The 26871-nt window shown below is 70.8% G+C and carries 26 protein-coding genes and 1 tRNA gene; 14 read left to right on the top strand and 13 right to left on the bottom strand.

The window, feature by feature from the left end; translation table 11 throughout:
• The first annotated feature begins 72 nt into the window (after positions 1-72).
• Positions 73-1482, top strand: a complete 1410-nt coding sequence (locus AB0310_RS09265) for an ATP-dependent DNA helicase (protein WP_315636655.1) — start codon at positions 73-75, stop codon at positions 1480-1482.
• 13 nt (positions 1483-1495) lie between these two features.
• Here AB0310_RS09265 and AB0310_RS09260 read toward each other — a convergent pair whose 3' ends face one another.
• Both AB0310_RS09260 and AB0310_RS09255 read right to left on the bottom strand, forming a co-directional pair.
• The gene (locus AB0310_RS09260) at positions 1496-2143 is read right to left on the bottom strand and encodes a biliverdin-producing heme oxygenase (protein WP_060922936.1); all 648 of its coding nucleotides are present in this window, start codon (positions 2141-2143) and stop codon (positions 1496-1498) included.
• 57 nt (positions 2144-2200) lie between these two features.
• Positions 2201-2515, bottom strand: coding sequence for a DUF2470 domain-containing protein (locus AB0310_RS09255; RefSeq protein WP_366237083.1), 315 nt, complete (start codon positions 2513-2515; stop codon positions 2201-2203).
• Between the two features lie 85 nt (positions 2516-2600).
• Between AB0310_RS09255 and AB0310_RS09250 the strand changes: the two genes are divergently transcribed.
• Positions 2601-3881 (top strand): serine hydrolase domain-containing protein, encoded by a 1281-nt coding sequence (locus AB0310_RS09250; RefSeq protein WP_187662681.1) that lies wholly within the window; start codon positions 2601-2603, stop codon positions 3879-3881.
• A 28-nt stretch (positions 3882-3909) separates the two neighbouring features.
• Positions 3910-4926 (top strand): magnesium/cobalt transporter CorA, encoded by a 1017-nt coding sequence (gene corA, locus AB0310_RS09245; protein WP_187662680.1) that lies wholly within the window; start codon positions 3910-3912, stop codon positions 4924-4926.
• A gap of 17 nt (positions 4927-4943) precedes the next feature.
• On the opposite strand, the gene AB0310_RS09240 is transcribed toward corA, so the two are convergent.
• Together AB0310_RS09240 and AB0310_RS09235 are read right to left on the bottom strand one after the other, a co-directional pair.
• Entirely contained in the window at positions 4944-5153 is a 210-nt protein-coding gene (locus tag AB0310_RS09240) for a multidrug transporter (RefSeq protein ID WP_187662679.1), read from the bottom strand.
• On the bottom strand, positions 5140-6495 hold the full coding sequence (locus tag AB0310_RS09235) for an APC family permease (protein ID WP_366237082.1): 1356 nt from the start codon (positions 6493-6495) through the stop codon (positions 5140-5142). The genes AB0310_RS09240 and AB0310_RS09235 overlap by 14 nt, the downstream gene beginning before the upstream one ends.
• Before the next feature lie 171 nt (positions 6496-6666).
• Between AB0310_RS09235 and AB0310_RS09230 the strand changes: the two genes are divergently transcribed.
• Positions 6667-7320, top strand: coding sequence for an MIP/aquaporin family protein (locus AB0310_RS09230; RefSeq protein WP_315636647.1), 654 nt, complete (start codon positions 6667-6669; stop codon positions 7318-7320).
• A gap of 55 nt (positions 7321-7375) precedes the next feature.
• On the opposite strand, the gene AB0310_RS09225 is transcribed toward AB0310_RS09230, so the two are convergent.
• Positions 7376-8404 (bottom strand): FUSC family protein, encoded by a 1029-nt coding sequence (locus tag AB0310_RS09225; RefSeq protein WP_366237081.1) that lies wholly within the window; start codon positions 8402-8404, stop codon positions 7376-7378.
• A 50-nt stretch (positions 8405-8454) separates the two neighbouring features.
• Between AB0310_RS09225 and AB0310_RS09220 the strand changes: the two genes are divergently transcribed.
• The 3 genes from AB0310_RS09220 to AB0310_RS09210 are packed head-to-tail and all read left to right on the top strand — an operon-like array spanning position 8455 to position 10475.
• The gene (locus AB0310_RS09220; protein WP_366237080.1) at positions 8455-9264 is read left to right on the top strand and encodes a Rossmann-fold NAD(P)-binding domain-containing protein; all 810 of its coding nucleotides are present in this window, start codon (positions 8455-8457) and stop codon (positions 9262-9264) included.
• 39 nt (positions 9265-9303) lie between these two features.
• Positions 9304-9918 carry a DUF1684 domain-containing protein gene (locus AB0310_RS09215; protein ID WP_366237079.1) on the top strand — a complete coding sequence of 205 codons (615 nt, stop codon included), beginning with the start codon at positions 9304-9306 and terminating at the stop codon, positions 9916-9918.
• A complete protein-coding gene (locus AB0310_RS09210; RefSeq protein ID WP_366237078.1) occupies positions 9915-10475 on the top strand; it encodes a dihydrofolate reductase family protein in 561 nt (186 codons plus the stop codon). Before AB0310_RS09215 ends, AB0310_RS09210 begins: the two co-directional genes overlap by 4 nt.
• Before the next feature lie 25 nt (positions 10476-10500).
• Here the strand turns inward: AB0310_RS09210 and AB0310_RS09205 are convergent, their stop codons facing one another.
• Positions 10501-12531 carry an MMPL family transporter gene (locus tag AB0310_RS09205; protein ID WP_366237077.1) on the bottom strand — a complete coding sequence of 677 codons (2031 nt, stop codon included), beginning with the start codon at positions 12529-12531 and terminating at the stop codon, positions 10501-10503.
• 174 nt (positions 12532-12705) lie between these two features.
• Positions 12706-12779, bottom strand: a tRNA-Gly gene (locus tag AB0310_RS09200).
• Positions 12780-12865: 86 nt separating this feature from the next.
• Here AB0310_RS09200 and dcd point away from each other — a divergent pair.
• On the top strand, positions 12866-13471 hold the full coding sequence (gene dcd / locus AB0310_RS09195) for a dCTP deaminase (protein ID WP_025102697.1): 606 nt from the start codon (positions 12866-12868) through the stop codon (positions 13469-13471).
• 1 nt (position 13472) lies between these two features.
• Positions 13473-13946, top strand: coding sequence for a hypothetical protein (locus AB0310_RS09190; protein ID WP_366237076.1), 474 nt, complete (start codon positions 13473-13475; stop codon positions 13944-13946).
• On the opposite strand, the gene AB0310_RS09185 is transcribed toward AB0310_RS09190, so the two are convergent.
• Complete coding sequence (locus AB0310_RS09185; protein ID WP_366237075.1) at positions 13879-14880, bottom strand: alpha/beta fold hydrolase; 1002 nt, start codon at positions 14878-14880, stop codon at positions 13879-13881. The two genes, AB0310_RS09190 and AB0310_RS09185, sit on opposite strands and share 68 nt — an antisense overlap.
• 72 nt (positions 14881-14952) lie before the next feature.
• Between AB0310_RS09185 and AB0310_RS09180 the strand changes: the two genes are divergently transcribed.
• Entirely contained in the window at positions 14953-15600 is a 648-nt protein-coding gene (locus tag AB0310_RS09180; RefSeq protein ID WP_366237074.1) for a TetR family transcriptional regulator C-terminal domain-containing protein, read from the top strand.
• Between the two features lie 657 nt (positions 15601-16257).
• Here AB0310_RS09180 and AB0310_RS09175 read toward each other — a convergent pair.
• The gene (locus AB0310_RS09175) at positions 16258-17031 is read right to left on the bottom strand and encodes a MarR family winged helix-turn-helix transcriptional regulator (protein ID WP_268776940.1); all 774 of its coding nucleotides are present in this window, start codon (positions 17029-17031) and stop codon (positions 16258-16260) included.
• 126 nt (positions 17032-17157) lie between these two features.
• Between AB0310_RS09175 and AB0310_RS09170 the strand changes: the two genes are divergently transcribed.
• On the top strand, positions 17158-17715 hold the full coding sequence (locus AB0310_RS09170) for a MarR family winged helix-turn-helix transcriptional regulator (protein ID WP_232089121.1): 558 nt from the start codon (positions 17158-17160) through the stop codon (positions 17713-17715).
• Positions 17716-17721: 6 nt separating this feature from the next.
• Here AB0310_RS09170 and AB0310_RS09165 read toward each other — a convergent pair whose 3' ends face one another.
• The 4 genes from AB0310_RS09165 to AB0310_RS09150 all read right to left on the bottom strand — a co-directional run bounded on the left by AB0310_RS09165 (position 17722) and on the right by AB0310_RS09150 (position 21952).
• Complete coding sequence (locus tag AB0310_RS09165) at positions 17722-18639, bottom strand: cation diffusion facilitator family transporter (protein ID WP_187662667.1); 918 nt, start codon at positions 18637-18639, stop codon at positions 17722-17724.
• Positions 18640-18771: 132 nt separating this feature from the next.
• Complete coding sequence (locus AB0310_RS09160) at positions 18772-20178, bottom strand: MFS transporter (protein ID WP_366237073.1); 1407 nt, start codon at positions 20176-20178, stop codon at positions 18772-18774.
• Between the two features lie 73 nt (positions 20179-20251).
• A complete protein-coding gene (locus AB0310_RS09155; protein ID WP_280564482.1) occupies positions 20252-20764 on the bottom strand; it encodes a DUF3253 domain-containing protein in 513 nt (170 codons plus the stop codon).
• Between the two features lie 291 nt (positions 20765-21055).
• A complete protein-coding gene (locus AB0310_RS09150; RefSeq protein ID WP_187662664.1) occupies positions 21056-21952 on the bottom strand; it encodes an Lrp/AsnC family transcriptional regulator in 897 nt (298 codons plus the stop codon).
• 218 nt (positions 21953-22170) lie between these two features.
• On the opposite strand from AB0310_RS09150, the gene AB0310_RS09145 reads away from it, so the two are divergent.
• The 3 genes from AB0310_RS09145 to AB0310_RS09135 are packed head-to-tail and all read left to right on the top strand — an operon-like array spanning position 22171 to position 26851.
• Positions 22171-23514 (top strand): MFS transporter, encoded by a 1344-nt coding sequence (locus tag AB0310_RS09145; RefSeq protein ID WP_187662663.1) that lies wholly within the window; start codon positions 22171-22173, stop codon positions 23512-23514.
• A 42-nt stretch (positions 23515-23556) separates the two neighbouring features.
• Complete coding sequence (locus AB0310_RS09140; protein ID WP_366237072.1) at positions 23557-25224, top strand: amidohydrolase; 1668 nt, start codon at positions 23557-23559, stop codon at positions 25222-25224.
• Between the two features lie 10 nt (positions 25225-25234).
• The gene (locus AB0310_RS09135; protein WP_366237071.1) at positions 25235-26851 is read left to right on the top strand and encodes a thiamine pyrophosphate-binding protein; all 1617 of its coding nucleotides are present in this window, start codon (positions 25235-25237) and stop codon (positions 26849-26851) included.
• Positions 26852-26871: the final 20 nt, after the last annotated feature.

The raw sequence follows: 26871 nt of genomic DNA, 5'->3' as shown, positions 1-26871 counted from the left end.
CGGCCCCGTCCCGGACGGGGCACGTAGCATGGGGGAGCGCCCCGTGTCCGCCCCGTCAGCCCTGTGAGAACCGTGTCCCTTCCCGCCCTGTCCGAGGAGCAGCAGGAGCTGTTCCGGCTCATCGAGGACACCAGCGAGCACGTGTTCATCACGGGACGCGCCGGCACCGGGAAGTCCACGCTGCTGCAGCACTTCGCTTGGAACACGAAGAAGCAGATCGCGATCTGCGCTCCCACGGGCGTCGCAGCGTTGAACGTGGAGGGGCAGACGATCCACTCCCTGTTCCGCCTCCCGATCGGCCTCATCGGGGACGGCGACATCGATCAGAACGATGCGACCCGACGCATCCTCAACGCGATCGAGACCCTCGTCATCGATGAGATCTCCATGGTCAACGCCGACCTCATGGACGCCATCGATCGGTCGCTGCGGCAGGCGAGAGGGCGGCGGGGAGAGCCCTTCGGCGGTGTGCAGGTCGTCATGTTCGGCGACCCCTATCAGCTCGCTCCGGTCCCGCCCCGGGGCGATGAGGCTCGGTACGTGAAGGATCACTACCGGTCGTTCTGGTTCTTCGACGCGAAGGTGTGGGCGGGCCCTTCGACAGGCTCTTCGACAGGCTCAGGGACTCAAGAGACCCAGGGGGCGTTGTTCGAGGTCGACACACGGGCGGAGCTGCACGTGCGGGAGCTCGTGCAGATCCACCGCCAGTCGGACGACGGCTTCAAGTCCATGCTCAACGCCGTCCGCTATGGACGGGTGACGGCGGAGATCGCCGGGATCCTCAACGCTCAGGGCGCGCGCACCCCGCCGGAGCCCGAGCCCGGCGAGGTGCCGATGATCACCCTCGCCACCCGCAACGACATCGTGAACAGCATCAACAGCCGGCATCTCGCCGCGCTGCCCGGCAAGGAGCAGACCGCGCGGGCGGAGGTCAACGGCGACTTCGGCCGCGGCGAGGCCTCTCTCCCCGCCGAATCCGAGCTCAAGCTCAAGGTGGGGGCGCAGGTGATGTTCCTGCGCAACGACACCGCGATGACCGGAGAGCCGCCGCGCTGGGTCAACGGCACCATCGGGACGGTGACCCGGATCCTCGGCGGGACCGTGCGCGTGGAGATCGACGGCGAGGAGGTCGACGTCGAGCCGGCCGTCTGGGAGCGGTTCCGGTACGCCTACGACCCCAACACGAAGAAGCTCTCCCGGGACGTCGTCGCCGAGTTCACGCAGTTCCCGCTGCGGCTCGCGTGGGCCGTGACGATCCACAAGTCCCAGGGCAAGACCTACGATCGCGCCGTGATCGACCTGGGCTCCGGGGCCTTCGCGCCGGGGCAGACCTACGTCGCGCTGAGCCGGCTCACGTCGCTCGACGGGCTGTACCTCTCCCGTCCGTTGCGGCCGAGCGACATCCGCGTGGATGAGGACGTGCGCCGGTTCATGCGCGATGCGTGGCTGGCGGCCTCGACGCCGGAGCTGCCGAGGACCTGAGGTCGCTGCCGGGTCAGGCGGCGGCGCGGGCGCGGTCGAGGTCTTCGAAGAGCTCGGTGTTGAAGCGGTACGCCAGCAGCACCTCGTCGATGACGCGCTCGCGCTCCGCCTCGTCCCACGGAGCGGCGTCGAGCTGCTCGCGATAGACGTCCTTGAAGGCGGAGGGGTCGGCGATGTCGTCGAACAGGTAGAAGCCGATGCCGTTGGTCTCGAAGCCGAAGCGCCGCGCCATCACCCGCCCGATGAAGATGCCGCCGGAGAGATCGCCGAGGTACCGGGTGTAGTGGTGCGCCACGAACCCGCCCGCCCACGTCGCGCCCACCTGACGGATGCGGTCGACGTAGCGCTGCGTGGTGGGCAGGGGTGCGATCCGCTCGCGCCACTCGGGGCCGAGGAGGAAGGCGAGATCGGCTTCGAGCGCGGGGAGGCGCGTGAGCTTGTCGCTGAGGAACACGGAGGCCACCGGGTCCTGACGCATCCGCTCTCCCGCGCCTTCGAGGGCGTCGTAGATGAAGTAGTGCTGCGCGACCAGGGCGATGTAGTCCTCGCGCGACCCTTCGCCCTTGAGTAGATCGGACATGAAGCCGGCGGTCTCGCTGCGGGAGTGCGAGCCGGAGGAGCGCTCGCGGAGGGCGGCGGAGAAGGACAGGATCTCGGGCATGGCTTCAGTGTAAGGGCAGCCTAACCTTGGGCGGAAGCCCGAACTGTGCGGGACGACTCAGTCGTGCGGACGCGGTTCGATGCCCAGGCGCGCGCAGGCCGCGTCGTACAGGGCCACGACCTCGCGGCGCACCTCTCGGCGCTCGGTGATCGGACCGCCGGGCCACGGGGCGCGGAGCTCCGACGTCGAGCCACCGCGGGAGATCTCCCAGACCCCGACCTGCCCGTCGAAGCCGGTCATCACCGCCCCGTCGATCGCCTCCGCGGACGGTTCGGCGAAGGCGCGGGCGATGAGGAGGTTGTCGTCCGTGTGGTCGCCGTTCATGTGGCGGAGGACGGCGGCGATCACGTCGGCATCGAAATCATGGGGCACAGGGACACCCTACGACGCCACGCGGGGCCGACTTTCAGCATCCGCGTTCTAGACTCAGGGGACACGTCTTCGGGGGTTCCCACACATGCAGCTTCTCTCGTCGCGCCGGTGGCGCGCCGCAGCGGCCACGGCGGCCGTTCTCGGTCTCGTCCTCACCGGATGCTCCTCCGAGGGCTCCTTCAGCTATACGCCACCCCCGCAGGTCGACGCCACGCTTCCCGACGACACGGTCGCGGCGCTGCAGGGCGCGGTCGACAACGCGCTCGCGGCCTCCGGGGCCAGCGGGGCGATCGTCGGGGTCTGGGTGCCGTGGAGCGGTACCTGGGTCGCCGCCACGGGCACACAGGACAAGGCGGACGGCGGCGAGCTCTCCACCGACATGTCGTTCCGCATCGCCGACATCACCCGGTTGATGACCTGCGACGTCCTCTACGCGCTCGCCGACGAGGGCACCGTGGAGCTCGACGCGAAGGTGCCGGAGTACGTCTCGGGCGTCGCCGACATGGCCGATGTCACTCTCCTCGATCTGTGCAACGGAACCAGTGGCGCCGGTTCGTCCGAGGCGACGGTCAAGAGCGCGTGGCTGAACACCCCGGAGCGGGTCTGGGCGCCCCTCGAGCTCGCGGGTTACGGTCTCGGCCGCGCGCGCGTCGCTCCGCAGACCACGTTCCGCGACTCCGACGCCGGATACCTTCTCCTCGGCCTCGCGTTGGAGCGCGCCTCGGGGATGAGCGCGCGCGAACTGATCGCCGAGTACGTCACCGAGCCGCTGGAGCTCGCGGACACCTCGCTGCCGTCGCCCGCTGCGGCACCGCCGTCGGAGGGGGCGTCGCTCAGCGGACACTACATGGGAGCCGTCGAGGGCGGTTTCACCTGCGCCGCGCCCGTCGACATCACGACGATGTCCTCCAGCACCGGCTTCACCGATTCGGGTGTGGTGTCGACGATCACCGACCTCGGGCGGTACATGCAGGCCGAGGCCAAGCAGGTGCTGCGCACGAAGGACGAGCCGGACCGCTTCGCGTCGCCGCTCCCCGCGTACGACAAGGCACCATCGTGGTACCAGGCGACCGGTGGCGCCTACATCGTCGGTTCTATGATCGGTCAGCACGGCTGGACTCCCGGCTACGCGACGGCGGCGTACTCCGACCCGACGACCGGCTTCACGGTGGCTGTGGTGCTGAACGACTCCACGGGCGGTGCGCGCTTCGCCCAGCAGCTCTCCTGGGAGCTCGCGGCGATCGCCTCCAAGGCTCCCGCGGCGGCCGGGGAGACGGCTCCGGAGTTCGGTCTCCCCTACACGGCCGAGCAGTATCACACGGCCATCGCGAACGCCGCGCTCGCGTGCGTCCCTCCGGCCGGCTGAGCGGGCCTTCGACGAGCAGGAGGTCCGCATGGCGATCGTCGACAACGCCGTCTACGTCGATGGCGTGCGCACCGAGAACCCGCAGAGCCTGAACGACACGTTCGAGCGGATCCGCGAACGACGGGGCATGGGGTGGATCGGTCTGTATCGGCCGAGCCCCGAGGAGATCCGCGCCGTGGCTGACGAGTTCGGCATCCACGAGCTGGTCGTGGAGGACGCGCTCTCCGGTCACCAGCGCGCCAAGCTGGAGCGGTACGGCGACGTGCTGTTCATGGTCCTCCGCCCCGCCCGCTATCTCGACGAGCGCGAGGAGGTCGAGTTCGGCGAGGTGCACGTGCTGGTAGGACCCGACTTCGTCGTGACGATCCGTCATGCGGAGTCGCCGGACCTCGGCCGCGTGCGTCGCCGGCTCGAGGCCGATCCCGCTCTGCTCGCCCACGGCCCTGAGGCCGTGCTCTACGCGATCCTCGACGAGGTCGTCGACGAGTACTCCCCGGTTCTCGCCGGACTCGAGAACGACATCGACGAGATCGAGGGTCAGCTCTTCGAGGAGGACGCGGACGCGACCCAGCGGATCTACGACCTCGGTCGCGAGGTGATCGACTTCCAGCGGGCGACGCAGCCGCTGACCGGCATGCTCGAGGCGCTGCTCCGCGGATCCGAGAAGTACCGCGTGAGCGAGGAGCTCCAGCGGTACCTGCGGGACGTCCTCGACCACACCCTGCGCGTGAGCGACAAGGCGACGACCTTCCGCTCCGTCCTCGACAACGCCCTCACGGTCGAGTCGACCATCGTCGCGCGACGCCAGAACGACGAGATGCGACGGATGACGGAACTCAGCATCCGCCAGAACGATGAGGTGAAGAAGATCTCCGGCTGGGCGGCGATCCTCTTCGCTCCGACGCTCGTCGGCACCGTCTACGGCATGAACTTCGACCACATGCCGGAGCTGCACTGGGCACTCGGGTACCCCATGGCGGTGCTGCTCATGGTGGCGATGGGCGTCGGGCTCTACGCGGCGTTCAAGCGCAAGGGCTGGCTGTAGCGCCCGACGGCGCCGGATCAGTCCTCGCCGTCGGCCTCCGGCATGCCAGGACCGGGGCCCGGGCGCACCTCCGCGTCATCCCGGATGTCGATGCGCGTGTTGCCATCGTGCTCCGAGACGTCCACGCGCGGCGCGGCGTCGGCCTCCGTGGCATCGGGAGCGGAGGTCAGCTGGTCGTGACGGTTCTCTTCGAACGTCTCGTCAGCGGTGTTGTCAGGCGTGCTCATGGCTCTCCTTCGTGTCGGCGGTCTTCGATCGATTGCGGGTCCATCGGGCGACAGCGTAGAGCACCCCGCCGACGGCGAGAAGGATGGCGCCGAACAGCCACACCTGCGGACGCTGCTGGGTGAGCAGCAGGATGCAGGACGCGATGCCCAGCACCGGGACGAACGCCCACACGCGGAAGTGGTCGTGCTCGACCTTGTCGCGGCGCAGGACCAGCACCGAGATGTTCACGCTCAGGAAGACGACGAGCAGCAGCAGCACGACGGTCTCGGCGAGGGTCGCGAGGTCTCCGACCAGCGTGAGGCCCATCGCCACGAGCGTCGTGGTCAGGATCGCGACCCACGGGGTCTTCCGCTTCGGCAGGACGCGCCCGAGCACCGACGGCAGGAGGTTCTGCTCCGCCATGCCGTAGGTGAGGCGGCTGACCATGATCATCGTGAGCAGCGCACCGTTGGCGACTGCGATGAGGGCGATGAGGCTGAACAGCCAGGACGGGACGCTGACCCCGGTGGCCTCGACGACCGCGAGCAGTGGACCGCTGGACTCCTGCAGCTCGGACGCCGGCAGGGCGACGGCGCTGGCGATACCGACGAGCACGTACACGACGCCCGCGGTGAGGAGTGCTCCGAACAGCGCGCGGGGATAGGTCCGCCGCGGGTCCTTGACCTCTTCGATCGTGTTGGCGGAGGTCTCGAAGCCGACGAAGGAGTAGTACGCGATCACCGCGCCGGAGAGCACCGCCAGCGCGACGTTCGCCCCCTCCGGCACCTGCGTCGCCCGGGACAGGTCGCCGCCCCCGCCGCCGACGAACACCGCCACGACGACGATCACGATGACGAGGCCGCTGAGCTCGATCGCCGTCATCACGAGGTTCGCGCCCATCGACTCGCGGATGCCGCGGGCGTTGAGCAGGCCGACGATCGCGAGGAAGACGATCGCGACCGGGATGGTCGGCAGGTCGATGAAGGTGCTGAGGTAGTCGCCGGCGAAGGCGATGGCGAGACCGGCCGCGCTGGTCACACCCGCCGCGAGCATGCTGAAGCCGACGAGGAAGGAGACCAGCGGGCTGTGGAACGCGCGCTCGGCGAAGACCGCGGCGCCGCCGGCGCGCGGATACTTGGTGACGAGTTCCGCATACGAGCCGGCGGTGAGCATGGCGAGAAGGAGGGCGAGGACGAGCGGTGCCCAGAGCAGACCGCCCACGTCCTCCGACAGCACGCCCATGAGCGCATAGATCCCCGCGCCCAGGACGTCACCGAGGATGAACGCGAACAGGAGGGGGCCGGTGATGGCGCGGCGCAGCCGGGTGGGTGTCTCGGCGCGCGGCTCGGTCTGGGCGGTCATCCTTGCACGGTACGGCCCGGAAGCCGGTGGGGCGACGGGCTTGACAGTCCCGCCGCCAATGAGCCAGCACAGGACGACCGCGCGCTATCCTCAGTGCCGCAAGGCGGGTCGTCGCCCGGACGGTTCCGGGGAGACGGGGGGCCGCCTGCGATCCCACAGAAGGACACTCTCATGATCGGTACACCTCGTAAGGCGCTCGCAGAAGCGATCGCCACGTTCCTCTTCGTCCTCGCCATCATCGCCGCGGTGAACAGCGGAAGCCCGCTCACCCCGCTCGCGATCGGCTTCACGTTGATGGTGCTCGTGTACTCCACGGGCCACATCTCCGGCGCCCACCTCAACCCGGCGGTCTCGCTGGGCGTGTTCCTGCGCGGCGGGCTCAGCGTCGCCGACTTCATGTCCTACCTCGTCGCGCAGTTCGCCGGCGGGGCGCTCGCCGCTCTCGTGGCTCTCGCCGTCTGGCCGGCGGGGGAGAAGGCGATGGTCATCGAGGTCGGCCCGGCGTTCCTCGTCGAGGCGCTGTTCACCCTGATCCTCGTCTGGGTCGTGCTGAACTCCGCCACCTCGAAGGACACCGCGGGCAACTCGTTCTACGGGCTCGCGATCGGTGCGACCGTCTTCGTCGGTGCGGCGACGGTCGGCTCCATCTCGGGTGGCGGGTTCAACCCGGCGGTGGCGCTCGGCCTCTCGGTCAGCGGGCACTTCGCGTGGAGCTCCCTCTGGCTCTACATCGTGGCTCCTGCGGCCGGTGCGATCATCGCGGCGCTGCTGTTCCGGGTTCTCAACGCCGACGACGCGCGGAAGATCGCTGCGGACGCCGAGTAGACACGATCGACCGGAGCGCCGCATCCTTCCGGGGGTGCGGCGCTCCGTCGTGTCGTCACGGGCGGCGCCGACCCCGCCGGCGCAGCGCGGCCGACGCGACGGCGACGATCGTGCCGACGAGGACGCCGATGATCGTCTCCAGGACGCGATCGGTCAAGAGGTCGGCGACCGGTGTGGGTGCGGCCAGGTGCACCATCAGGAGGGCCAGCGGGGTGACGAACACCATCGCGATGCCGTAGTTGCGGCCGATGAACAGTTCCGCCGTCCCCTGCAGGACCACCACGACGGCGATCACGGCGAGAGGCGGCAGGTCGAGAGCGAGGATCCCGGCGGCCACCAGCACGCCGAGCAGCGTGCCGACGAGGCGCTGGATGCCGCGGATCACGCGGGCGTTGAGCTGCGCGCCGCTGACTGCCGCCACCGCGCCGACCGCCGCCCAGTACCAGTGAGTGCCGCCGAGGAGCAGGCCCACGACTCCGGCACCGACGATCGCGACGGCGACCGAGGCGGCCATCTCGGCGGCGACCGGGCCCACGGACGGGCGCCGTCGCGGCGGCGCCTCCGCCGTGCTCCGGGTGACCACGGCGACGAGGACGGTGAGCGCGAGGCCGAAGAGCACGCTCGCCCCGCCGACGAGCAGGACCGCGCCGAAGGAGGCGCCGGTGGCGGGGATGGTCGCGCATGCGCCGGTCGCGAAGACCGTGAACAGCGGACCGGGCGGGTGCCACTGCAGGACGTAGGCGAGGAGCGTCACGGCCGCCGCGACCAGTGCGACGACGAGGATGCTCAGCACGGCGGGGGCGGCGAGGACCGACAGCGCCGTGCCGATCAGCATCGCGAGGAGCAGCACGCCGCCGGCACTCGCCTGCATGCGGATCCGGTCGCGGAAGACGTCGTGCCGGCCGTAGAGCGCGGCGAAGGCGCCGAAGCTCGCGTAGATGCTGAGGTCGAGCCGGCCGACGGCCCACAGCACGAGCAGCGGGACGGCGACACTGACCGCGGCGCGCAGGGCGACCCGGTGATCGCCGCGGTGCGGGCCGACGCGCAGGACCCCCGTCCACACCCGTCCCTGCGATTCCGTCACCGATCAAGCCTACGTCCGTCGCCCGGCACCGATGTGCGAGGGTGGAGGAGATGACCACTCCGCCTCCGCCGCGCCGCACCCTCCTCGTCGGCTTCGGGAAGCTCGGCGCCCGGCTCGCCCCGCTGCTCCTCGGGGACGGAGGCGCCGTCGTGGCACTCCGCCGCAGTGCCGGAGCGGTCCCGGACGGTGTGCAGGCGCTCTCCGCCGACCTCGCCGTCCCGCTCACGGGTCCGCTGCCCGAGGTCGACGCGATGGTGGTGACGCTGCCACCCGGGCCGGACGTGTCGTCGTACCGCACGGCGCTCTCGCACCTCGCGGCGGCGTTGCCGTCCCCGCCCGCGCGGACGCTCTTCGTCTCGTCGACCGGGGTGTTCGACGGCGCCGGTGGCGCCGAGCCGGTGACCGAGCGGGTCGAGCCGGTGCCCACCACGGATCGCGGCCGCGGTCTGCGCGACGGAGAGCGCGCGGCCGTCGAGCTCTTCGACGCCGTGGTCGTGCGCCCCGCCGGCATCTACGGTCCTGGGCGCGAGTTCCTGCTCCGGAAGGTCCGGGAAGGGGCTCCGGTGGCCCACCGTCGCCGCACGAACCGGATCCACGAGACCGACCTGGTGCGCGCTCTCGACCTGCTGCTGCGGACGCCGGAGCCCCCGGCGCTCGTGCACGCCGTCGATGCGGCACCCGCACCGCTCGGAGACGTCGTGGCCTTCCTCGCCGACCGCCTCGGTCTGCCGGTACCGCCCGACGACGGCAGTGCGCCGAGCGGCTTCGTCTACGACGGCACGCTCTTGCGTTCGGTTCTCGGGGACCTCGCGTACCCGACGTACGAGGACGGGTACGCGGAGATGATCGACCGGAGCTGAGGCATTCCGGGCGTCCGTCGTCCGGCGTACCGTGGGCGCATGACGAATGCGCAGACGGCCGTCGAGGTCGTCGACTGGCGGCGGCGGGTGTTCGCCCTGTACGAAGCGGTGCGACGGGCCGACTCCCCGGAGGAGGCGCACGAGCTGTGGCGGATCGAGCGCGACGAGCTGCTGCTGCGGCACCCGGCGACGCCCCTCCTCTCGCAGGACAGGGCGCTGTTCGAGGGGCTGCCGATCGCCTCGTACGACCCTTCCTGGCGGTTCGAGCTCCCGATCCTCGACACGGATCCGGCCACGTTCGAGTTCGCGACGGGGACGGATGGCGTCGTGCCGTTCGAGCGCGTCGGCGTCGTGGAGATCCCTGACGTCGGGTCTCTCGACGTGTGGCGGCTCGCCTCCTACGGCGGCGGTCTGTTCGTGCCGGTGCGGGATGCCTCCGCCGGGCAGAGCGGGGGGACGTACGGCGGCGGGCGCTACCTCATCGACACGATCAAGGGTGCCGACCTCGGGGCCGACCCACGCCGCGGCACGATCGTGCTCGACTTCAATTTCGCGTACAACCCGTCGTGCGCCTACGACCCGGCGTGGGCGTGCCCGCTGGCGCCACCCGGCAACGTGCTGACGGTGCCGATCCCGGTCGGAGAGCTCCGATGAGGCCGCTGCGGTACGCGATCAACGTGACACTCGACGGCTGCTGCCATCACGAGGCGGGGCTCCCGCCGGATGAGGAGTCGATGCGCTTCTGGACCTCGGAGCTGGAGCGCGCCGACGCCCTGCTCTACGGACGGGTGACGTACGACATGATGCGGGCCGCGTGGCGCCGTCCGGAATCCGGGGTCTGGCCGGACTGGATGGAGGAGTGGGAGACACCCTTCGCCGAGGTCATCGATGGCATGCCGAAGCACGTGGTCTCGGCGACGCTCGATGCCGTCGACTGGAACGCGGACCTCGTGCGCGGCGATCTCTCGGAGGCGGTGCGGCAGCTGAAGGATGAGCCGGGGGCGGGCCTGTCGGTCGGTGGAGTGACCCTGCCCGCGAAACTCGCGGACCTCGGGTTGATCGACGAGTACGTGTTCGTGGTGCATCCGGTCGTCGCGGGGCACGGCCCTCGGCTGCTCGACGGCGTGCACGAGCGTCTTCGGCTCGAACTCGTGGAGCGGCGGGAGTTCCGCTCCGGTGCCGTCATGCAGCGGTATCGTCCGGTGGCCTGAGCGGGTGCACCGGTCTCCACCGTGATCACCTCGCGTCAGCGACGCGTCCGGAGGCAGGTCGCCCCGGCCACCAGATGCGGTCGCCGACGAGCGCGAAGAGTGCCGGGACGATCACGGTCCTGACCACCAGGGTGTCGACGATCACGCCCACGCCGACGATCAGCCCGAGCTGTCCGAGGGTCACCAGTGGCAGGACGCCGAGCCCTGCGAACACGGCGGCGAGGACGATGCCGGCGCTCGTGATGACGCCGCCGGTGTGGGCGACCGCTTCCACCATGCCGTCCCGGGTACCCCGCAGCGCTGCCTCGGTCCGCGCACGGTGGACGAGGAAGATCGTGTAGTCGATGCCGAGGGCGACCAGGAACAGGAAGGCCAGCAGCGGCACCGGGAGATCGAGCGCGTGCTGTCCGAACAGCACGCGACTGAGCCAGGCCCCGGCACCGATGGCGGCCACGGCGCTCGCCACATTGACGGCGAGCAGCAGCAGCGGCGCGACCAGCGACCGCAGCAGGAACGCCAGCACCAGGAAGCTCACCGCCAGGACCAGGGGCACCACGACGCCGAGGTCCGCGAGGTTCCCGGCACGGGCGTCGAGATCGGTGGCCACCGCACCGCCGACGACCGCCTCGGCCCCCGGCACAGCGTGCACGGCATCGCGGAGTCCGGTGATCTGGGCGAGGCTCTCCTCGGTGCTGGGCGCATACTCGCTGGTCACCAGGATCTTCGTGAGCTTCTCATCGGCCGTCGTCCCGACAGGAGTGGCACGGACGATGCCCTCCACGTCGCGCGCCGCAGTGAGGACGGCTTCGGCTTCGCCGCTGTCCGTGACGATGAGGATCGGCTGCGCCTCTCCCGCCGGGAAGTGGTTCAAGAGCACCTCGAGACCCGTCGCGGACTCGGACGGGATCCGGAACTTGTCGACCTGGTCAAGCCCGACGGTCGTCCCGACGAGGCCGACCGTCATCACGGTCAGCAGGGCCGCACCCCCGAGGAGGCTCACGACCGGCCGGCTCACGACGCGCGTCGCGATCGTCCGCCACACCCCGCCGCGCCGTGCGGCAGCTCCAGGACGAGGGACGAACGGCCAGAACACGTTCCGTCCGCACACCGCCAGCAGGGGAGGCAGCAGGAAGAGGACGGACGCCAGGGCGACCAGCAGGCCGATCGCGGAGGAGACGCCGAGCCCGTGCGTGCCGGGGATCACCGCGAGGACGAGCGTCAAGAGTGCGAGGACGACGGTGAGGTTCGAGGCGAGGATCGCCGGAGCGGTCCGCCGCCACGCGGTGCTGAGCGCGCGGCGATGGCTCGCGGTGGTGGCGAGCTCTTCCCGGTACCTCGAGATCAGGAGGAGTGCGTAGTTGGTTCCGGCGCCGAAGACGAGCACGCTGATGATCCCGGCGTCGAACTGCAGGTCCCACGCGGAACCGGCAGCCGCGGTCAGGCGGCCGGCGAGTCCGTCGGCCAGGCCGACGGCGGTGAGCGGCAGCAGCCACAGCACCGGTGACCGGTACGTGACGATGAGGAGTACCGCGACGATCAGGATGGTCACGAGCAGCAGGGTGAAGTCGGCCCCTTCGAAGGAGGCGGCGATATCGGCGCCGAACGCCGGGCCCCCGGTCACGAGCAGGGTCATCCCATCCGGGGCGTGCTCGTCGACGTCGGCGCGGAGCGCCGCGATCACGGCGGCGGTGTCGGTGCTCGTCAGACCTACCGCGATCGGCGTCACCAGAACTGCGGCCTTCTCGTCCCCGCTCACGAGAGGCCCCGTCGGATCCGCGTCCGCGTGCGTGCCGAGCACCGGGAGGAGACTGTCGAGGGCGTCGACGTCCTGTGCCGAGAGCGTCGCGCCGTCGTTGCGCGACGCGACCACGATCACGGACTGGCGATCCGCGTTCGGGAACTCGGCCAGCAGGGCGCTCGCTCGCGCCGACTCCGATCCCGCGGGGGCCTGCTCGTTGCCGGCCGGCGCCTTCGTCGACCCGAACAGGCCGAAGAGAGCCGTCATGATCAGGAGGACCACGCCGAGCATGATCCATGCGCCGCCACGGGAGGTCATCCACTCGGGAAAGCGCCGAAGAGCGCGAGAATGTGCCATACCTGTCACTCCACCAGGAGCGTCGTGCGGCGACATCGTCAAGACGATGGAGGGAAGTCTCCCTCTTTCGATGGATGCCGGTCGGTCAGCGAGGGGGACGCCGAACCGGTCGCATCGAGGCGAGGATCAGAGATGTGGAGGGGCTGACGGGAATCGAACCCGCGCTGTCTGCTTGGGAAGCAGAAGTTCTACCATTGAACTACAGCCCCGTACCCGCCCGAGAGCAGGTGGAGCAAGCCTACCTGTCGCAGGCCGGATGGCCAAAGCGCGGGTCGCTCGTGACTAGGCTTGTGCCGTGCTTCTCAGCGATCGCGATATCAGAGCAGAACTCGCCTCCGGCCGCGTCGGCCTGGAACCGCATGCGCCGGAGATGATCCAGCCGTCGAGCATCGATGTGCGGCTGGACCGCTACTTCCGCCTGTTCGACAACCACAAGTACCCGTTCATCGATCCCTCGGTCGATCAGCCCGAGCTCACACGGCTGATCGAGGTCGACCCGGACGAGCCCTTCATCCTGCACCCCGGCGAGTTCGCGCTGGGGGCCACCTTCGAGCAGGTCACCCTGCCGGACGACATCGCCGCCCGGCTGGAGGGCAAGTCCTCTCTCGGCCGCCTCGGGCTCATCACCCACTCGACCGCCGGTTTCATCGACCCGGGTTTCTCCGGGCATGTGACCCTGGAGCTCGCGAACGTGGCGACGCTGCCGATCAAGCTGTGGCCCGGCATGAAGATCGGCCAGCTCTGCTTCTTCCGGCTCACCTCGCCGGCGGAGAACCCGTACGGCTCCGGCCCCTACGGCAACCGCTACCAGGGCCAGCGAGGACCGACGGCGTCCCGCTCCTTCCAGAACTTCCACCGCACGGACGTGGGTGTGACCGACATCGGAGCCGTCGGAGGCTGACATGAGCGACGCGAGCGGGACCACCCCCGACGAGCCTGGGGCGCCGTACGAGGCAGTGCCGCCGGGCGCTGCGGGACCGGAGATCGCTCCCGCCGATGCGGTGATCCCGTCCGCCGATGACGTGATCCCGCCCCCGCCACCGGAGACGCCGATTCCGGAGGGACTACTGGCGACGCCGGACGCCGCGGACGATGTGCTTCCGGTCCCGACCCGTCGCTCGGAACGATCCCGTCCGACGCCCGCGATCCTCCAGGGTGAGCAGCCCGCGGCGGCCGCCGACGACTGGGCACAGCGATCGATCGCGCCGGAGGTCGCCGATACCGGGAGCTACCGGGTGCTCTCCGTCGTGGTCTTCGTCGTGCTGTTCCTGCTGCTCGCGGCGGCCGTGGTGACGCTCGTGGTGCTGATCACCACTGTCGGGCTGCCGTTCGCGGCGGCCGGCCCGGACGCGGGCTTCCTGCCGATCCGGGTGTAGCGCTGCGGAGGGCGGCGGCCCGGTCTGCCGGTGCGGCGTCGGTGGCTGCCCGTCCCGTCGCGGTGCCGAGCGCATCGACGGCGTCGAGCCCTCCGGTCACGAGGGCGACCACCGCGTCGAGGGTCGGGTCGGCCGACAGCACTTTCGTATGGCCGAGACCCACGGTGCGGACGAGGCGGGAGCGGCCGCGGTGGGCGGCGTGCAGCCTGAGGGTGTCCTGGTCGGTCATCCGGCGGTCACCCCGATCGTGCACGAGGAGCAGGGCGGTGCCGGCGGGCAGAGGATCCGCGGCCGCATCGTATCGCTCGGCGGCGGAGGCGGAATCGAGGCCGAGTCGGCGGTGGAAGCGGGTGCGGAGCCGTTCCGCGGTGGCGGGGTCGAGGCGGAGGTCGTGCGCGAACTGGGCGAGGAAAGCCTCGGGAGCCGCGGCACCGGCGACGACGGCGACGGCGGGGACCGGGCCGGACGTCCGGGCGACGGTCAGTGCCGCGAGACCCCCGAAGGAGTGGCCGATGAGGGCGGAGAAGGGGCCGTGGGTGTGTTCCAGCTCCTGCGCGGCCTCGACCCAGTCGCGGATGTCGGTCCTCCGCCCGCCGGAGGAGCCGTGGGCCGGAGCGTCGAAGGCGACGACCCGGAGCCCCTCGGCGACGAGCTCCCGCACGAGTGGCGCGAACTGCGAGGCGCGGCCACGCCAGCCGTGCAGAAGCAGCACGGTGCGCGGACCCCCGCCCCACGTGTAGGTCGTGACGGGGATGTCGCGCACGAGGATGCTCCCGCGGCGGGCGGCCTCATGGGTCGCGGCGTCGGCGGCACGCACGGCCATCCGCGGGCGGGTGGAGAAGAACAGCCGGTATGCGAGGTCGCCGGCGAGGCGGGGAGTGACACGTCCCACAGCGGGGAGGGTGCGGACGAGGAGGGTGGACGCGGACGGCATGGGGGCTCCTTCACCGAACTATACGAACGATCATCCGTATAGTAGGCGAACGATCGTTCGTATACTAGAGGTGTGACGGACACGGTGATGCAGGATGGCCGGCGGGCGCGGGGCGACGCCTCCCGCCGCATCGTGCTGGAGAGTGCGACCGACCTCGCCTCCGTCGAGGGGCTGGACGGCGTGACGATCGGGCGCCTCGCCGCGGCCTCGGGGTCGAGCAAGAGCAGCATCGCGACGCTGTTCCAGAGCAAGGAGGGCCTGCAGCTCGCGACGGTCGCCGCCGCTCGGGACATCTTCGTCGCGCGGATCATCGAGCCCGCCCGCACCCAGCCGAGAGGAGCGCATCGCCTGGCCGCGCTCCTCCACAATGCCTTGGTCTACTCGAAGGACCGCGTCTTCACGGGCGGCTGCTTCTTCGCGGCGACTGCGGCGGACGTCGACTCCAAGCCCGGCCCCGTGAGCGATGCCGTGCGGGCAGCCCTCGTCGACTGGTACGGGTACATCGAGGCCCAGCTGCGGTTCGCCGCGGCGGAGGGCGAGGTCGACGCGGCCGACGTGGAGGTCCTGGCGTTCGAGCTCGTCGCCCTCAATGAGCAGGCCAACGCGCGGTCGCTCCTCCTGCGGAGCGGCAAGCCGTACGGGCTCGCGGCGGCCGCCATGCGCGCACGCCTCCGTGACGCGGGTGCCCCCGACACCGCCCTCGCTCTCCTCGCCCTCTAGCCCCATCCCGCGGCCGGGGCCCCATTCCCCCTGCGGGATCACGAACGCACCGCAATCCCGCTTCGAAGGCCCGCTTCTGAACCCGTCCGACCGTCGGTCTGCCCCCTTCGCGTGCGGGATGAGAATCGGGCCCCGAGATCCGTCGGAAGGGTCGTTTCTGATCCCCGTTCCGACGGTCGGGGTCCTGCCGTCTTGCGTGCGGGATGAGAAATGGGCCGCGAGGCGCGACGGAGGGGCCGTTCCTGATCCACGCACGTGCCTTCCCTGTACTTGTCACCTCGGGCCCTTGCGCATGCACCGGGCGCCTCGTCCCCGCCCCTCCCGCGCCGCCTGCCTGGATCAACGGGCGGGGTCGAGAACGTGCCGCTGAGGCGTTCGGGAGGGGCGATTCTGATCTCGTTCGGAGAGTGGGTGCTCGCGTGGCCGAGGTGTGGGATCAAGAATGTGCCCCGGAACGGCTTGGGAGGCGCGACTCTGATCCCGTCTCGGCTCAGGGCGCTTCGCCCGCGTCTCCGCCTCAGGGCGCACTGGGGTGCGGGTGGGGGATTGGGAATGTGCCGCGGGGGCGCCCGAAGGTGCGGAAGTGATCCCGGTTCCGGTTTCGCGAAGCGCAAAGCGCCTCACCCGGGAGTCGGGTGAGGCGCTTGAGGGGGACGGTCAGGCGGCGTGGCCGTGGCGGAATCCGGCGTCGAAGCCGCGCTCGAATGCGCGCTCCGCCATCCGCTGCGCCCGATGGCCGTGGCCGTGGCCGCAACGCGCGTGACCGTGATCGCGGTGTGCGTGACCGTCGTGGTGACCGCGTCCGCGGTACCCGCCGTCCTCCTCGCCATCGTGACGGTCGAAGCCGTGCCGGGGCTCGAAGTCCCCGTGTCCGAAGCCGTGTCCGGCACCGAAGCCGTGCCGGGGCTCGAAGTCCCCGGGTCCGAAGCCGTGTCCGGGTCCGAAGCCGTGCCCGTGCCCGTGCCGGCGGCCGAAGCCGTGCCGGGGGCCGAAGCCGAACCCGGGACGCCGCTTCCGGGGGAGAGGGGTCTCCTCGTCCCAGTCGAAGGCGCGAGCGATCTTCTCGAGTGCAGCGAGGGTCGTCGCCATCTCCTCGTCGGAGACGGCGCCGGCGACCTTCGCGCGAATGCTGTCGACGGCGGCGCCGAGACGTTCCTTCGCCGCGCGGCCTTCCCCAGTGAGTGTCCACCCGTCGCCGTCCGCTTCGACCCAGCCGCGGTCGACGAGGTCGTGCAGCTTGTGCGGGTTCAGCGGGCGGGGCGAGGGCGCCGAGCCGTCGACGACGTTCAGCAACCGCCAGTCGCGACGGGTCGCGCCCTCCGCGGCGAAGGCGGTGGCGAATTCCTGGGCCATCAGGCGATCCACGGCCTTGAGCCAGTAGCCGAACGGACGGGAGCTGTTGTCAGAGGTGTTGTCTGTCGTGGTGTTCATGGTGATCCTTCATGGTCTGTGGTGCACCGATGACGGATGTCATCCGACATATCAATGTCAGTGTGCATGTGTATGCAGTGTGACATGGATGGGAGACGCATGTCAAGCTGCATGTAAAATCGGGGCATGGCCACCGATCCGATCGACCCCGCGTCCCCCGACGCCGCCGAAGCGATCGCGCAGGCGCTCTCCCGACTGCGCGGACGCCGCCCCGGACCCGGCGGTCGCGAGCACGGCGGGCCGCACGGTGCACACGGTCACGGCCCTCACGGCGACCCGCACGAGCACTTCGCTCACCATCGTGGTCACCCGGGGATGCCGCCCTGGATGGCCGACGGCGGCCGCCTCGGCGGACCGGCCCGTCTCCGCATGCTCGAGGCGCTCGCCGCCGCGCCGGAGCCCCTGAGCGTGAGCGCGCTCGGGCAGGCGATCGGCGTGGATCAGCCGCGGGCGTCCCGGCTCGTGCAGCAGGGCGTGCAGGCCGGGTTCGTGCGGCGCGAGGCCGATCCGGACGACGCCCGCCGCACCCGCATCGCGTTGACCGAGGAGGGCCGGCGGCTCGCCCGCGGGATGCGGGGGGAACGCCGCGAGATGCTCGGCCGCGCGCTGGAGTCCTTCACCGAGGAGGAGCGCACCGAGCTCGCGCGGCTGCTCACCAAGCTCGCCGACAACTGGCGCGCCTGACCGGCCTCACACCCGAGCGAAATCCAGCGAGGTCTCGTCGTCCACCGAGAGCGACAGCACGACGGTCTCGACAGCATCGTGGGCCTCGATCCGCCGCTCCACCTCCCGCAGCCGCCGGGCCACGTCGTGCTCGCGCGCATCGCCCGCGAGGTCGACCTCGGCGACGAGGAACAGGCGATTCGGCCCCACGTACTCGATGTGCAGGTAGGTGACCCGCTCGATCTCGTCCATGCCGAGGAGGGCCGTGCCCACCCGCGAGCGCAGTGCGGGGGACACCGACGTGCCCACGAGGAACGCGATGTTCCGCCCGATCAGGATCACGGCGACGACGCCGAGCAGGATCCCGACGAGGATCGACCCGATCGCATCCCACGCGGCGACGCCGGTGAGCTGGTGCAGGAGGATCGATCCGCCCGCCAGCACGAGGCCGATGAGGGCGGCGGAGTCCTCGAAGAACACCGCCCGGAGCGTGGTGTCGCTCGTCTCGAGCACGAAGTCCCACGTGGAGGACCCGCGTTCCTTGGCCAGCCGACGGGAGCGGACCATCGCCTGCGTGAACGACGCCCCCTCCAGCACGAAGGCGATGCCCAGCACGACATAGGCGACGACCGGGCTCTCCACGGGGCCGGTGTCGGACAGCTCCTGGATCCCGTGCATGATCGACACGATCGAGCCGGCGGTGAAGATGCCGAACGCGGCGATGAGAGACCAGACGAACGCGTTGCGGCCGTAGCCGAGCGGATGCCGGGCGTCCTTGGTCTTCGCGCCGCGCCGGTCGGCGATGAGCAGGAAGATCTCGTTCCCCGCGTCGGCCCAGGAGTGCGCGGCCTCCGCGACCATCGACGCGGACGAGGTGATGACGGCGGCGACCGTCTTCGCGATCGCGACGAGGATGTTGGCGAGGAAGGCGAGGACGACGGTCACCGGGTCAGGCTACTCCCGCCGGCCCCGCTCTTTCGCCGGGCACAGCTTCGGAGCCCCGCCGCGACTCGCCGCCGTCAGGGCCCGACGGCCGGCGTGTCGGCTCCGAGGTCCGAAGTCGTGCACGGAGCGGACTCAGCGCGGTGCCTTCACGGGCAGCAGGAGGAGGAACCCGATGATGAGCACGATGACGATGCCGAGGATGCCGTAGGCGGTCTGGCTCGTGGCGACGATCAGCACGGTCCAGGCGGCCGAGGCCATCCAGCTCGCCGCCCTGCCCGTCGTGGCGTAGAGGCCGAAGATCTCGCCTTCCCGTCCGGCCGGTGTGACGCGGGCGAGGAAGGACCGTGCCGCTGCCTGCGCCGGTCCCACGAAGGCGCAGAGGACGAGGCCGCCGATCCAGAACACGAGGGACCCGGCGTCGCGCAGCAGGAACACCGCGAGTCCGGCGACGATCATCGACCCGATCGAGCCGAGGATGATCCGCTTGGGGCCGAGGCGGTCGTCGAGGCGTCCCGCGATGATGGTCGAGACACCGGCGACGAGGTTCGCGGCGATGCCGAAGACGATGATGTCCTGGGTGCCGAACCGGAACACCGCGGTGCCGATGATGGCGCCGAACGCGAAGACGCCGCCGAGACCGTCGCGGAACACGGCGCTGGCGAGCAGGTACCAGAACGTCGACCGGGTTTGCGGGTCGCGGTAGAGGCCGATCACGTCCTGCACGAGCACGGCGTACGAACGGAAGAACCCGACCTTGCGCTCCGGCCGCCCGAGGGACGACTCCGGCACGTTGAGGAAGATCGGGATGCTGAAGACGATCGCCCAGACCGCGCACCCCACCGCGATGAGCCGGTACGCGAGGCCGTTGTCGGTGGACATCCCGAACCAGTCGAAGGTGTCCAGCAGGACGACGATGACGAGGGCGATGATCCCGCCGAGGTAGCCGAAGCCCCAGCCGAGTCCGGAGATGCGGCCGACGTTCTTCGGGTTCGCGATGCCGATGAGCATGGCGTTGGAGTTCACCGCGGCGATCTCGCCGAACACGGAGCCGGCGGAGATCAGCGCGACGCCGAGCCAGAACAGGGCCGGCTGCGGCTCCACGAACCACAGCCCCAGCATGCAGAGGATGAGGGCGCCGGTGCCGATGCCCAGCCAGAGCTTCTGTCGTCCGGCCGCATCCGCGCGCTGACCGAGGACGGGGGCGAGCAGGAGGATGCCGAGGGCGGCGATCGTCGAACCCAGTCCGAGACCGGAGGCGAGGTCGGCCTCCGCGGCGACGCGGACCGGGTCGCTCGGGTCGAGGGCGGCGACCTCCGGCGGCAGGAATGAGGCGCTGACGAGGTACAGCGCGGTGAAGACGAACGTGAGGATGACGGTGTTGAACGGCTGCGTCGCCCAATCCCACAGCGCCCAGGAGTACACCTGTTTGCGGGGTGCGGGGGTGTCTCCGCGCAGCTCGAGTCCGACGACGGCAACGGCGCCGCTGTTCGCTGTCGCCACGGGCTCGGGGGCGCCCGCGGCGGGATCGGGTGAGGTCATGCTCGAAGTCTGGCCGCGGACGGTGAACGGCCGGTGACGGCGCGCCGTCACCGGCCCCGAGCGCGAGGCGGGGTCAGAGGGCGGGACCGCGACGGATCCGCACGGGTCCGCGGGCGTCGGCGATCCGGACCGGTTCACCCTTCTGCGTGACGACCACCACGTCGCGGGAGGCGAGGTCCGCCGCGACACGGCGGACGTCGGGCATCCGGTCGCGCCATGCCTCGCCGCCGACCGCGCGGGCGACGTCGCTCGGGCAGATCGACGAGTCGGTGCGCTTCCTGGTGAGGGCGCGCATCGTCGCGGCGATCCGCTCCTCCGCCTGGGCTGCGGAGGGCTCCTCCCACCACGGCGCCCCCCGCTCGCCGAGGGCGGTCTTCGCATCCTGCACGCGACCGCGGGCGTCGGGCTCCGCGTTCTTGACCGCGCGCCGCGCGGCCATCAGCTCGTCCACGAGCTCCTGTCGCAGGTTCTCGGGGATCGACGGATCGGTGGCGCGCCACCGCCGGCCGTTCACGACGATGTGATGCCCGTCCGCCGTGCGCTCCGGTCCGGCCCCGTCGACGCTTCCGGTCTCCTCATCCGCCATGCCGCCATCCTCCGCCGTGCTCTCCACTTTTCCCATCCCCTTGACGCCCCACCCCCACCCCGCCCCCGCCGCCCCCGCGCCTCGTTCCGGCTCACTAACGCTCCGAAAACTCGCCCCCCCAGGTCCGGAATCCATCCCCCGCCGAGGACCTCTCCCGACGGGAGTGCGAAAACGTGCCGCGAGCGCGACGGGGAGGAACGCTTTCGATCCCGGGACGGGCGGGACCGGACGGAGCGAGACGTATGAGGATGGGGACCGGGACGGGTCGGGACGGGTTGGGACGGGAGGAGCTCAGTCCGTCCGGAGGGGGCGGAGGGTGCGGGCGTAGTCCTCCTTGAGCACCGCGAGGTGCAGCCACGCCTCGATCCGGGTCACGCCGGGGAGGGCGCGCAGCCGCTCGAGACTTGCGTACAGGGCTCCGGCTGAGGGCTCCACGAGGGTCGCGACGGCATCGAACCGCCCGAGGGTCCGCGCCGCGAAGTCGACGCCGCGCCCCCGCCGCAGTTCGTCGATCACGGCCTCGTCGTCGTCTCCGAGCGTCATGCCCACGCCCATCGAGAGCTGTCGATGCGCGAGCCCGCGGGCCTCCACGGCGCTGATCTTGATGACCCCGGCGTCGATGAGGCGCTGCACCCGGGTGGCGACAGCGCTGGGGGAGAGCCGCACCTGCTCGCCGAGCGCGCGGAAGCTCATCCGTCCGTCGGTCTGCAGGAGTTCGATGAGAGCCTCGTCGATCCCGTCGAGCGTCACCCCGCCGTGGTACTCCGAGACGAAGAACCCCTTGATCACGGTCGAGTAGATGATGGTGTTGATGTCGAGCACGCCGGCGCTCCCGCGGATGCGCGCGAGCAGGTCGTGGAGCTCCGACATCGACCCCACCCGCACCTCCGTGACGATGTCGTGCGCGCCGCCGACCGCCGACACCAGCACGGTCTCGGACATGTCGCGCAGGTGCTCGGCGACCACCTCGACGGCGCCGTCGGTCCGGATCGACACGTGTGCGAGGACGTGCTGGCCGAGGAACACCGGGTCGACGGCCGCGACCACTCGCACCGTGCGGTCGCCGAGCAGGGTGCGCAGGCGTGCCGCCACGATGGCGCGGGACTGGCCGACGCGCTCGGCGAGGGAGAGGATGCTGGCGCGGCCGTCTTCCTGCAGTGCCCGGATGAGTTCCGCGTCGAAGTCCATGTCCGATCCGATTCCGTCGATTTCCCCGCAGTGCACGGTCGTCCGTGCAGAACCTCAGCGTAGAGCGCGTTGAGGCAGAGAGGAAGGCCCGCTGTGCGCGGTACTGTCGACAGACCTCCAGTGAATGACGCGTACGGCTGGAGTTCTGCCCTTGCTCACGGTGCTCCACGTCCGTAGCATCCTTCGCTATCCGACACCATCCGCGAAGGAGCGGGTCCATGACCACTACCCCCACCCCCCGAAGCGGCGTACACAGCCGCGCACGCCGCGCCGGCATCGCCGCCTTCGTCGGCACCACCATCGAGTGGTACGACTTCTACGTCTACGCCACGGCCGCCGCCCTCGTCTTCGGCCCGCTGTTCTTCCCGAGCGACGACCCCCTGGCCGAGACCGCCGCGGCCTTCGCGACGTTCGCGGTCGCCTTCCTCGTCCGCCCCCTCGGCGGCATCGTCTTCGGGCACATCGGCGACAAGCTCGGCCGGCGTGTCTCGCTCGTCATCACGCTGCTGCTGATGGGCGCGGCGACCGTCCTCGTCGGCTGCCTCCCGACGTACGAGAACATCGGCATCCTCGCGCCCATCCTCCTCATCCTGCTCCGCGCCATCCAGGGCCTCGCGGTCGGCGGCGAATGGGGCGGCGCGGTGCTCATGAGCGTCGAGCACGCTCCCGAGAAGTCGAAGACCTTCTACGGCGGCTTCACCCAGCTCGGCAACCCGGCCGGTGCCCTCCTCGCCTCCGGCATCTTCGCGATCATGGCCCGCGGCGGCGACACGTTCATCATCGACGGCGGCTGGCGCATCCCGTTCCTGCTGTCCATCGTGCTGATCGCCGTCGGCCTCTGGGTCCGGTATCGCGTCGAGGAGTCGCCGGTCTTCGAGGAGAAGATCGAGGGTCGCAAGCAGTCCATGCCGCTGGCCTTCGCCCTCCGTGTCAACTGGAAGCCGATCCTCCTCGGCATCGGCATCCTGCCCATCTCCACCGGCGGCTACTACCTGGCCACCACCTTCGCCACCGCCTACGCGACCGGCGAGCCCATCGCGATCAGCGAGCAGGTCATCCTCGACGCGATGACCCTGGCCTCGTTCGTGGAGTTCGTGGTGACGCTGCCGGTCGCCTGGCTCGGCGACAAGTGGGGCCGCAAGAACGTCATGTACATCGGTCTCATCACCTCCGTGCTGACCTTCGCCCCCTTCCTGCTGCTGATGCCCGGACGCGTGGAGCCGTTGATCTTCCTCTTCGCCTCGCTGGTGCGCATCGCGATGAGCGCGACCTACGCGCCGATCGCGGCGATCCTCGCGCAGATGTTCCGTCCGCAGGCCCGCTACACGTCGATCGCGCTGGCCTACGGTGTCGGAGCTGCGATCTGGGCCGGGTTCTCGCCCTGGTTCGCCACCCAGCTCATCGCCTGGACCGGGAGCGTCTGGTCGGTCATCGCGATGTTCGTGGGCATGGCGGTCATCGCCGGGATCTGCACGCGCCTCGCGCCGCAGCACTCCGACGAGGCTCCGGTCACGGCCTCGTTCACCGCCCGAACCGACACCACGGCGAACCGCCTGCCCTGACCGGCCCCTTCCCCGTACGACACCACCGCGAACAGGCTCCCCATGAGAAAGCTCACTCCCTTCGACCGCTCGGCCCAGGCCGCTCCCGCCCTCATCACCGCGCGGGCGATCCACACGGCGGACGCCTCCGACACGACGGCGACCGCGATGCTGACCGACCGGGGGCGCATCGTCGCCCTCGGCACGGCGGCGGAGTGCGAGGACGTGGCGGCGCGGGCGGGCCTCACCCCGGAGCGCGTCGACCTGGGGGAGGCGGTCGTCGTCCCCGGCTTCGTGGACGCACACGCGCATCCGCTGATGTTCGGGCAGATGATGACGTGGGTGGACTGCGGCCCCGAGAAGGCGGGGAGCATCCCGGAGATCGTGGCCCTGCTGAAGGCCGCGGCCGCCGGCCTCCCCGCCGGACGCCCGGTACGCGGCTACGGCTACGAGCAGCGCAACCTCGCCGAGAAGCGGCACCCCACCCGCTTCGAGCTCGACGAGGTGGCCGCCGACCGCGAGGTGTACCTCATGAACGCCTCCGGTCACGGCGGCGTGGTGAACTCGTACACGCTCGACCTCAACGGCGTCGACCGGGACACCCCGAACCCGGACGGCGGCGAGTTCTTCCGCGACGCCGATGGTGAGCTGACCGGTGAACTCTCGGATGCGGCGTGCAACATCCTCACCGGCGTGCACGGGGTGAAGATCGGCCATCACGGCCCGAACTTCCACCTCGCGGACGAGCCGGAGGAGCATCTGCGGCAGCTCGACGCGGCGACGCAGCGATTCCTCGCGGGCGGCGTCACCTCGATCGGCGACTGCCAGGTCACGCGGCGCGAGTTCGACATGTATCTGCGGCTGGCCGAGGCCGGGCGGCTCGAGCTTCGGGTGTCGATGTATCTGCTGTCGCACCTGCTCGACGAGGCGCTGGAGATGGGTCTCGTCGGACAGTTCGGCAACGCCCACCTGAGTTTCGCCGGCATCAAGTTCTACGCCGATGGCACCCTGGGCGGCTGGACCGCGTACTTCCCGGACGGCTACGTGGGCGACCCCTGCCGCACCGGCCAGCTCTACCACGAGCCCGCCGACTACGCGGAGCTCATCCGCAAGGCGCATGCGGCCGGGCTGCAGACCGCGACGCACGCCCAGTCGCCCACCGCGATCGAGATGGTCGTGTCGGCGGTCGAGGCGGCCCTTGCGGAGCGTCCGGACGCCGACGCCCGGCACCGCATCGAGCACTGCGGCCTGCCCACGCCCGCGCAGATCGAGCGGATGGCGGTCGCCGGCATCCGTCCCGTCAACCAGACGCAGCACTACTTCAACTGGGGCGAAGGCGTGGAGGAGGCCATCGGCACCCCCGGCGAGCGCTTCAACCCCCTCGGGGAGTTCGAGCGCGCCGGCGTGCCCATGACGATCTCGTCGGATGCCCCGGTCGCCGAGCCCATCCCCCTGGAGGCGATCCAGACCGCGGTCACCCGGGTCACCCGCCGCGGACACCGGCTCGGCCCGGACGACCTGCGCATCTCCGCGATCGCGGCGCTCCGGGCGCACACGATCGAGGGCGCGGTGTCGATCGGACGGGAGGACGACCTCGGCTCGCTGGAGCCGGGCAAGTACGCCGACTTCGCGGTGCTCTCGGGCGACCCGCTCGCGGTGCCTGCCGAGGAGATCGCGGCGATCGAGGTCCGTGAGACCTGGGTCGACGGCGTCCGTCGTCACGCGATGTGAGGATGACACGATGAGCACCGACATCAGCGGAGACGACCGGTACGCCGACACCGCGGGCCGCGCGGTCCTGGAGACCATCCGCGGCTACGGGGTCACTGCGGTCTTCGGCATCCCCGGCACGCACAACCTGGAGTTCTACCGCCCCCTCGCCGACCTCGGCATCCGCGCCGTGACGAACCGCCATGAGCAGGGATCGGGGTACGGCGCCGACGGCTGGTCCCAGCAGACCGGCCTTCCCGGTGTGGTGATCACGACCTCCGGTCCCGGCCTGCAGAACGCGATGAGCGCCATCGGCACCGCGTTCTGCGAGTCGCGACCACTCATCGTCCTGTCCCCGGGCGTGCCGCTCGGGGCGGAGTTCGCCGACGTCGGCACGTTGCACGAGACGAAGGACGCCACGGCCATGGTCGGTGCGATCGCCGAGTGGTCGCGGCGGGTGTCGTCCGCGGCGGAGGCGGTGCAGGCCGTGCACGACGCGTTCCACCTCTTCCGCACCGGCCGCCCCCGACCCGTGCACATCGAGATCCCGCTCGACGTGCTGGAGGGGACCGCCGAGGTGCCCGCGGAGGACCGGAGGCCGCGGTCGATGCCCGACCGCATCTCCGGAGACCCGATCGCGCTCGCCGAGGCCGCCCGACTGCTGTCCGCCGCCCGCACCCCGGTGATCGTCGCCGGAGGGGGCGCGGTGGACGCCGCGCACCAGATCGTCGCGGTGGCCGAGCGGCTCGGCGCCCCCGTGCTCACGACCCTGAACGGCAAGGCCGTGCTCGACGAGCGGCATCCGCTGTCGCTCGGATCGAACCTGCGTCTGGCCGCCGCCCGCGCCGTGGCCGAGGACGCCGACGTGCTCCTCGTGATCGGCTCGAAGCTGGGCGAGGCGGAGCTCTGGGCACCGCGGCTCGAGGCGCGCGGTGCGGTGATCCGCATCGACATCTCCCCGGAGCAGCGCGACAAGAACCTCGCGGCGACCGTCGGCCTCACGGGAGACGCGGCCGCGGTGACCGACGCCCTTCTCCCGTTGCTGCCAGACGCCACGCACCCCGCTCGGGACCTCACGGTCGAGCGGGCCGCGATCGCGGCCGAGTCGCGGGAGACCGCGCCGGACACCGTCGCGCTCGCCGAGGTCATCGCCGACGCCCTCCCCGTCGACGCGATCGTCGCGGGCGACTCCTCCCAGATCGTCTATCTGGCGCTCGGCAGCGTGCTGCGGCAGGAGCATCCGCATTCCCTCCTCTACACGCCGACCTACGCCACGCTCGGCTACGGCCTCCCCGCCGCGATCGGTGCGGCGGTCGCGCAGACGGAGCGCCCCGTCGTCACCGTCATCGGCGACGGCGCCCTGATGTTCTGCGTGAACGAGCTCGCCACCGCCGTCGAGCAGCGCCTCGACGTCACGGTGGTCTGTGTGGAGAACGGCGGGTACGCCGAGATCCGGCAGAACGAACTCGACCGCGGGATGGCGCCCGTCGGCGTCGACCTCGTCCAGCCGGACTGGGCCGCGCTCGCCACCGCCTTCGGGGCGACCGGGCGGCGGGTGGCGTCGCGTGCCGACATCGCCCCGAGCATCCGCGCGGCCATCGCCGACGGCGGTGTGCAGCTCGTGCACATCCCGCAGCACGCCCTCTGAGCCTCACACCTCCCGACGAA

Origin of the sequence: Microbacterium meiriae, assembly GCF_040702565.1 — a bacterium.
Taxonomy (GTDB): domain Bacteria; phylum Actinomycetota; class Actinomycetes; order Actinomycetales; family Microbacteriaceae; genus Microbacterium; species Microbacterium meiriae.
This window is presented reverse-complemented; position numbering and strand designations above follow the sequence as displayed.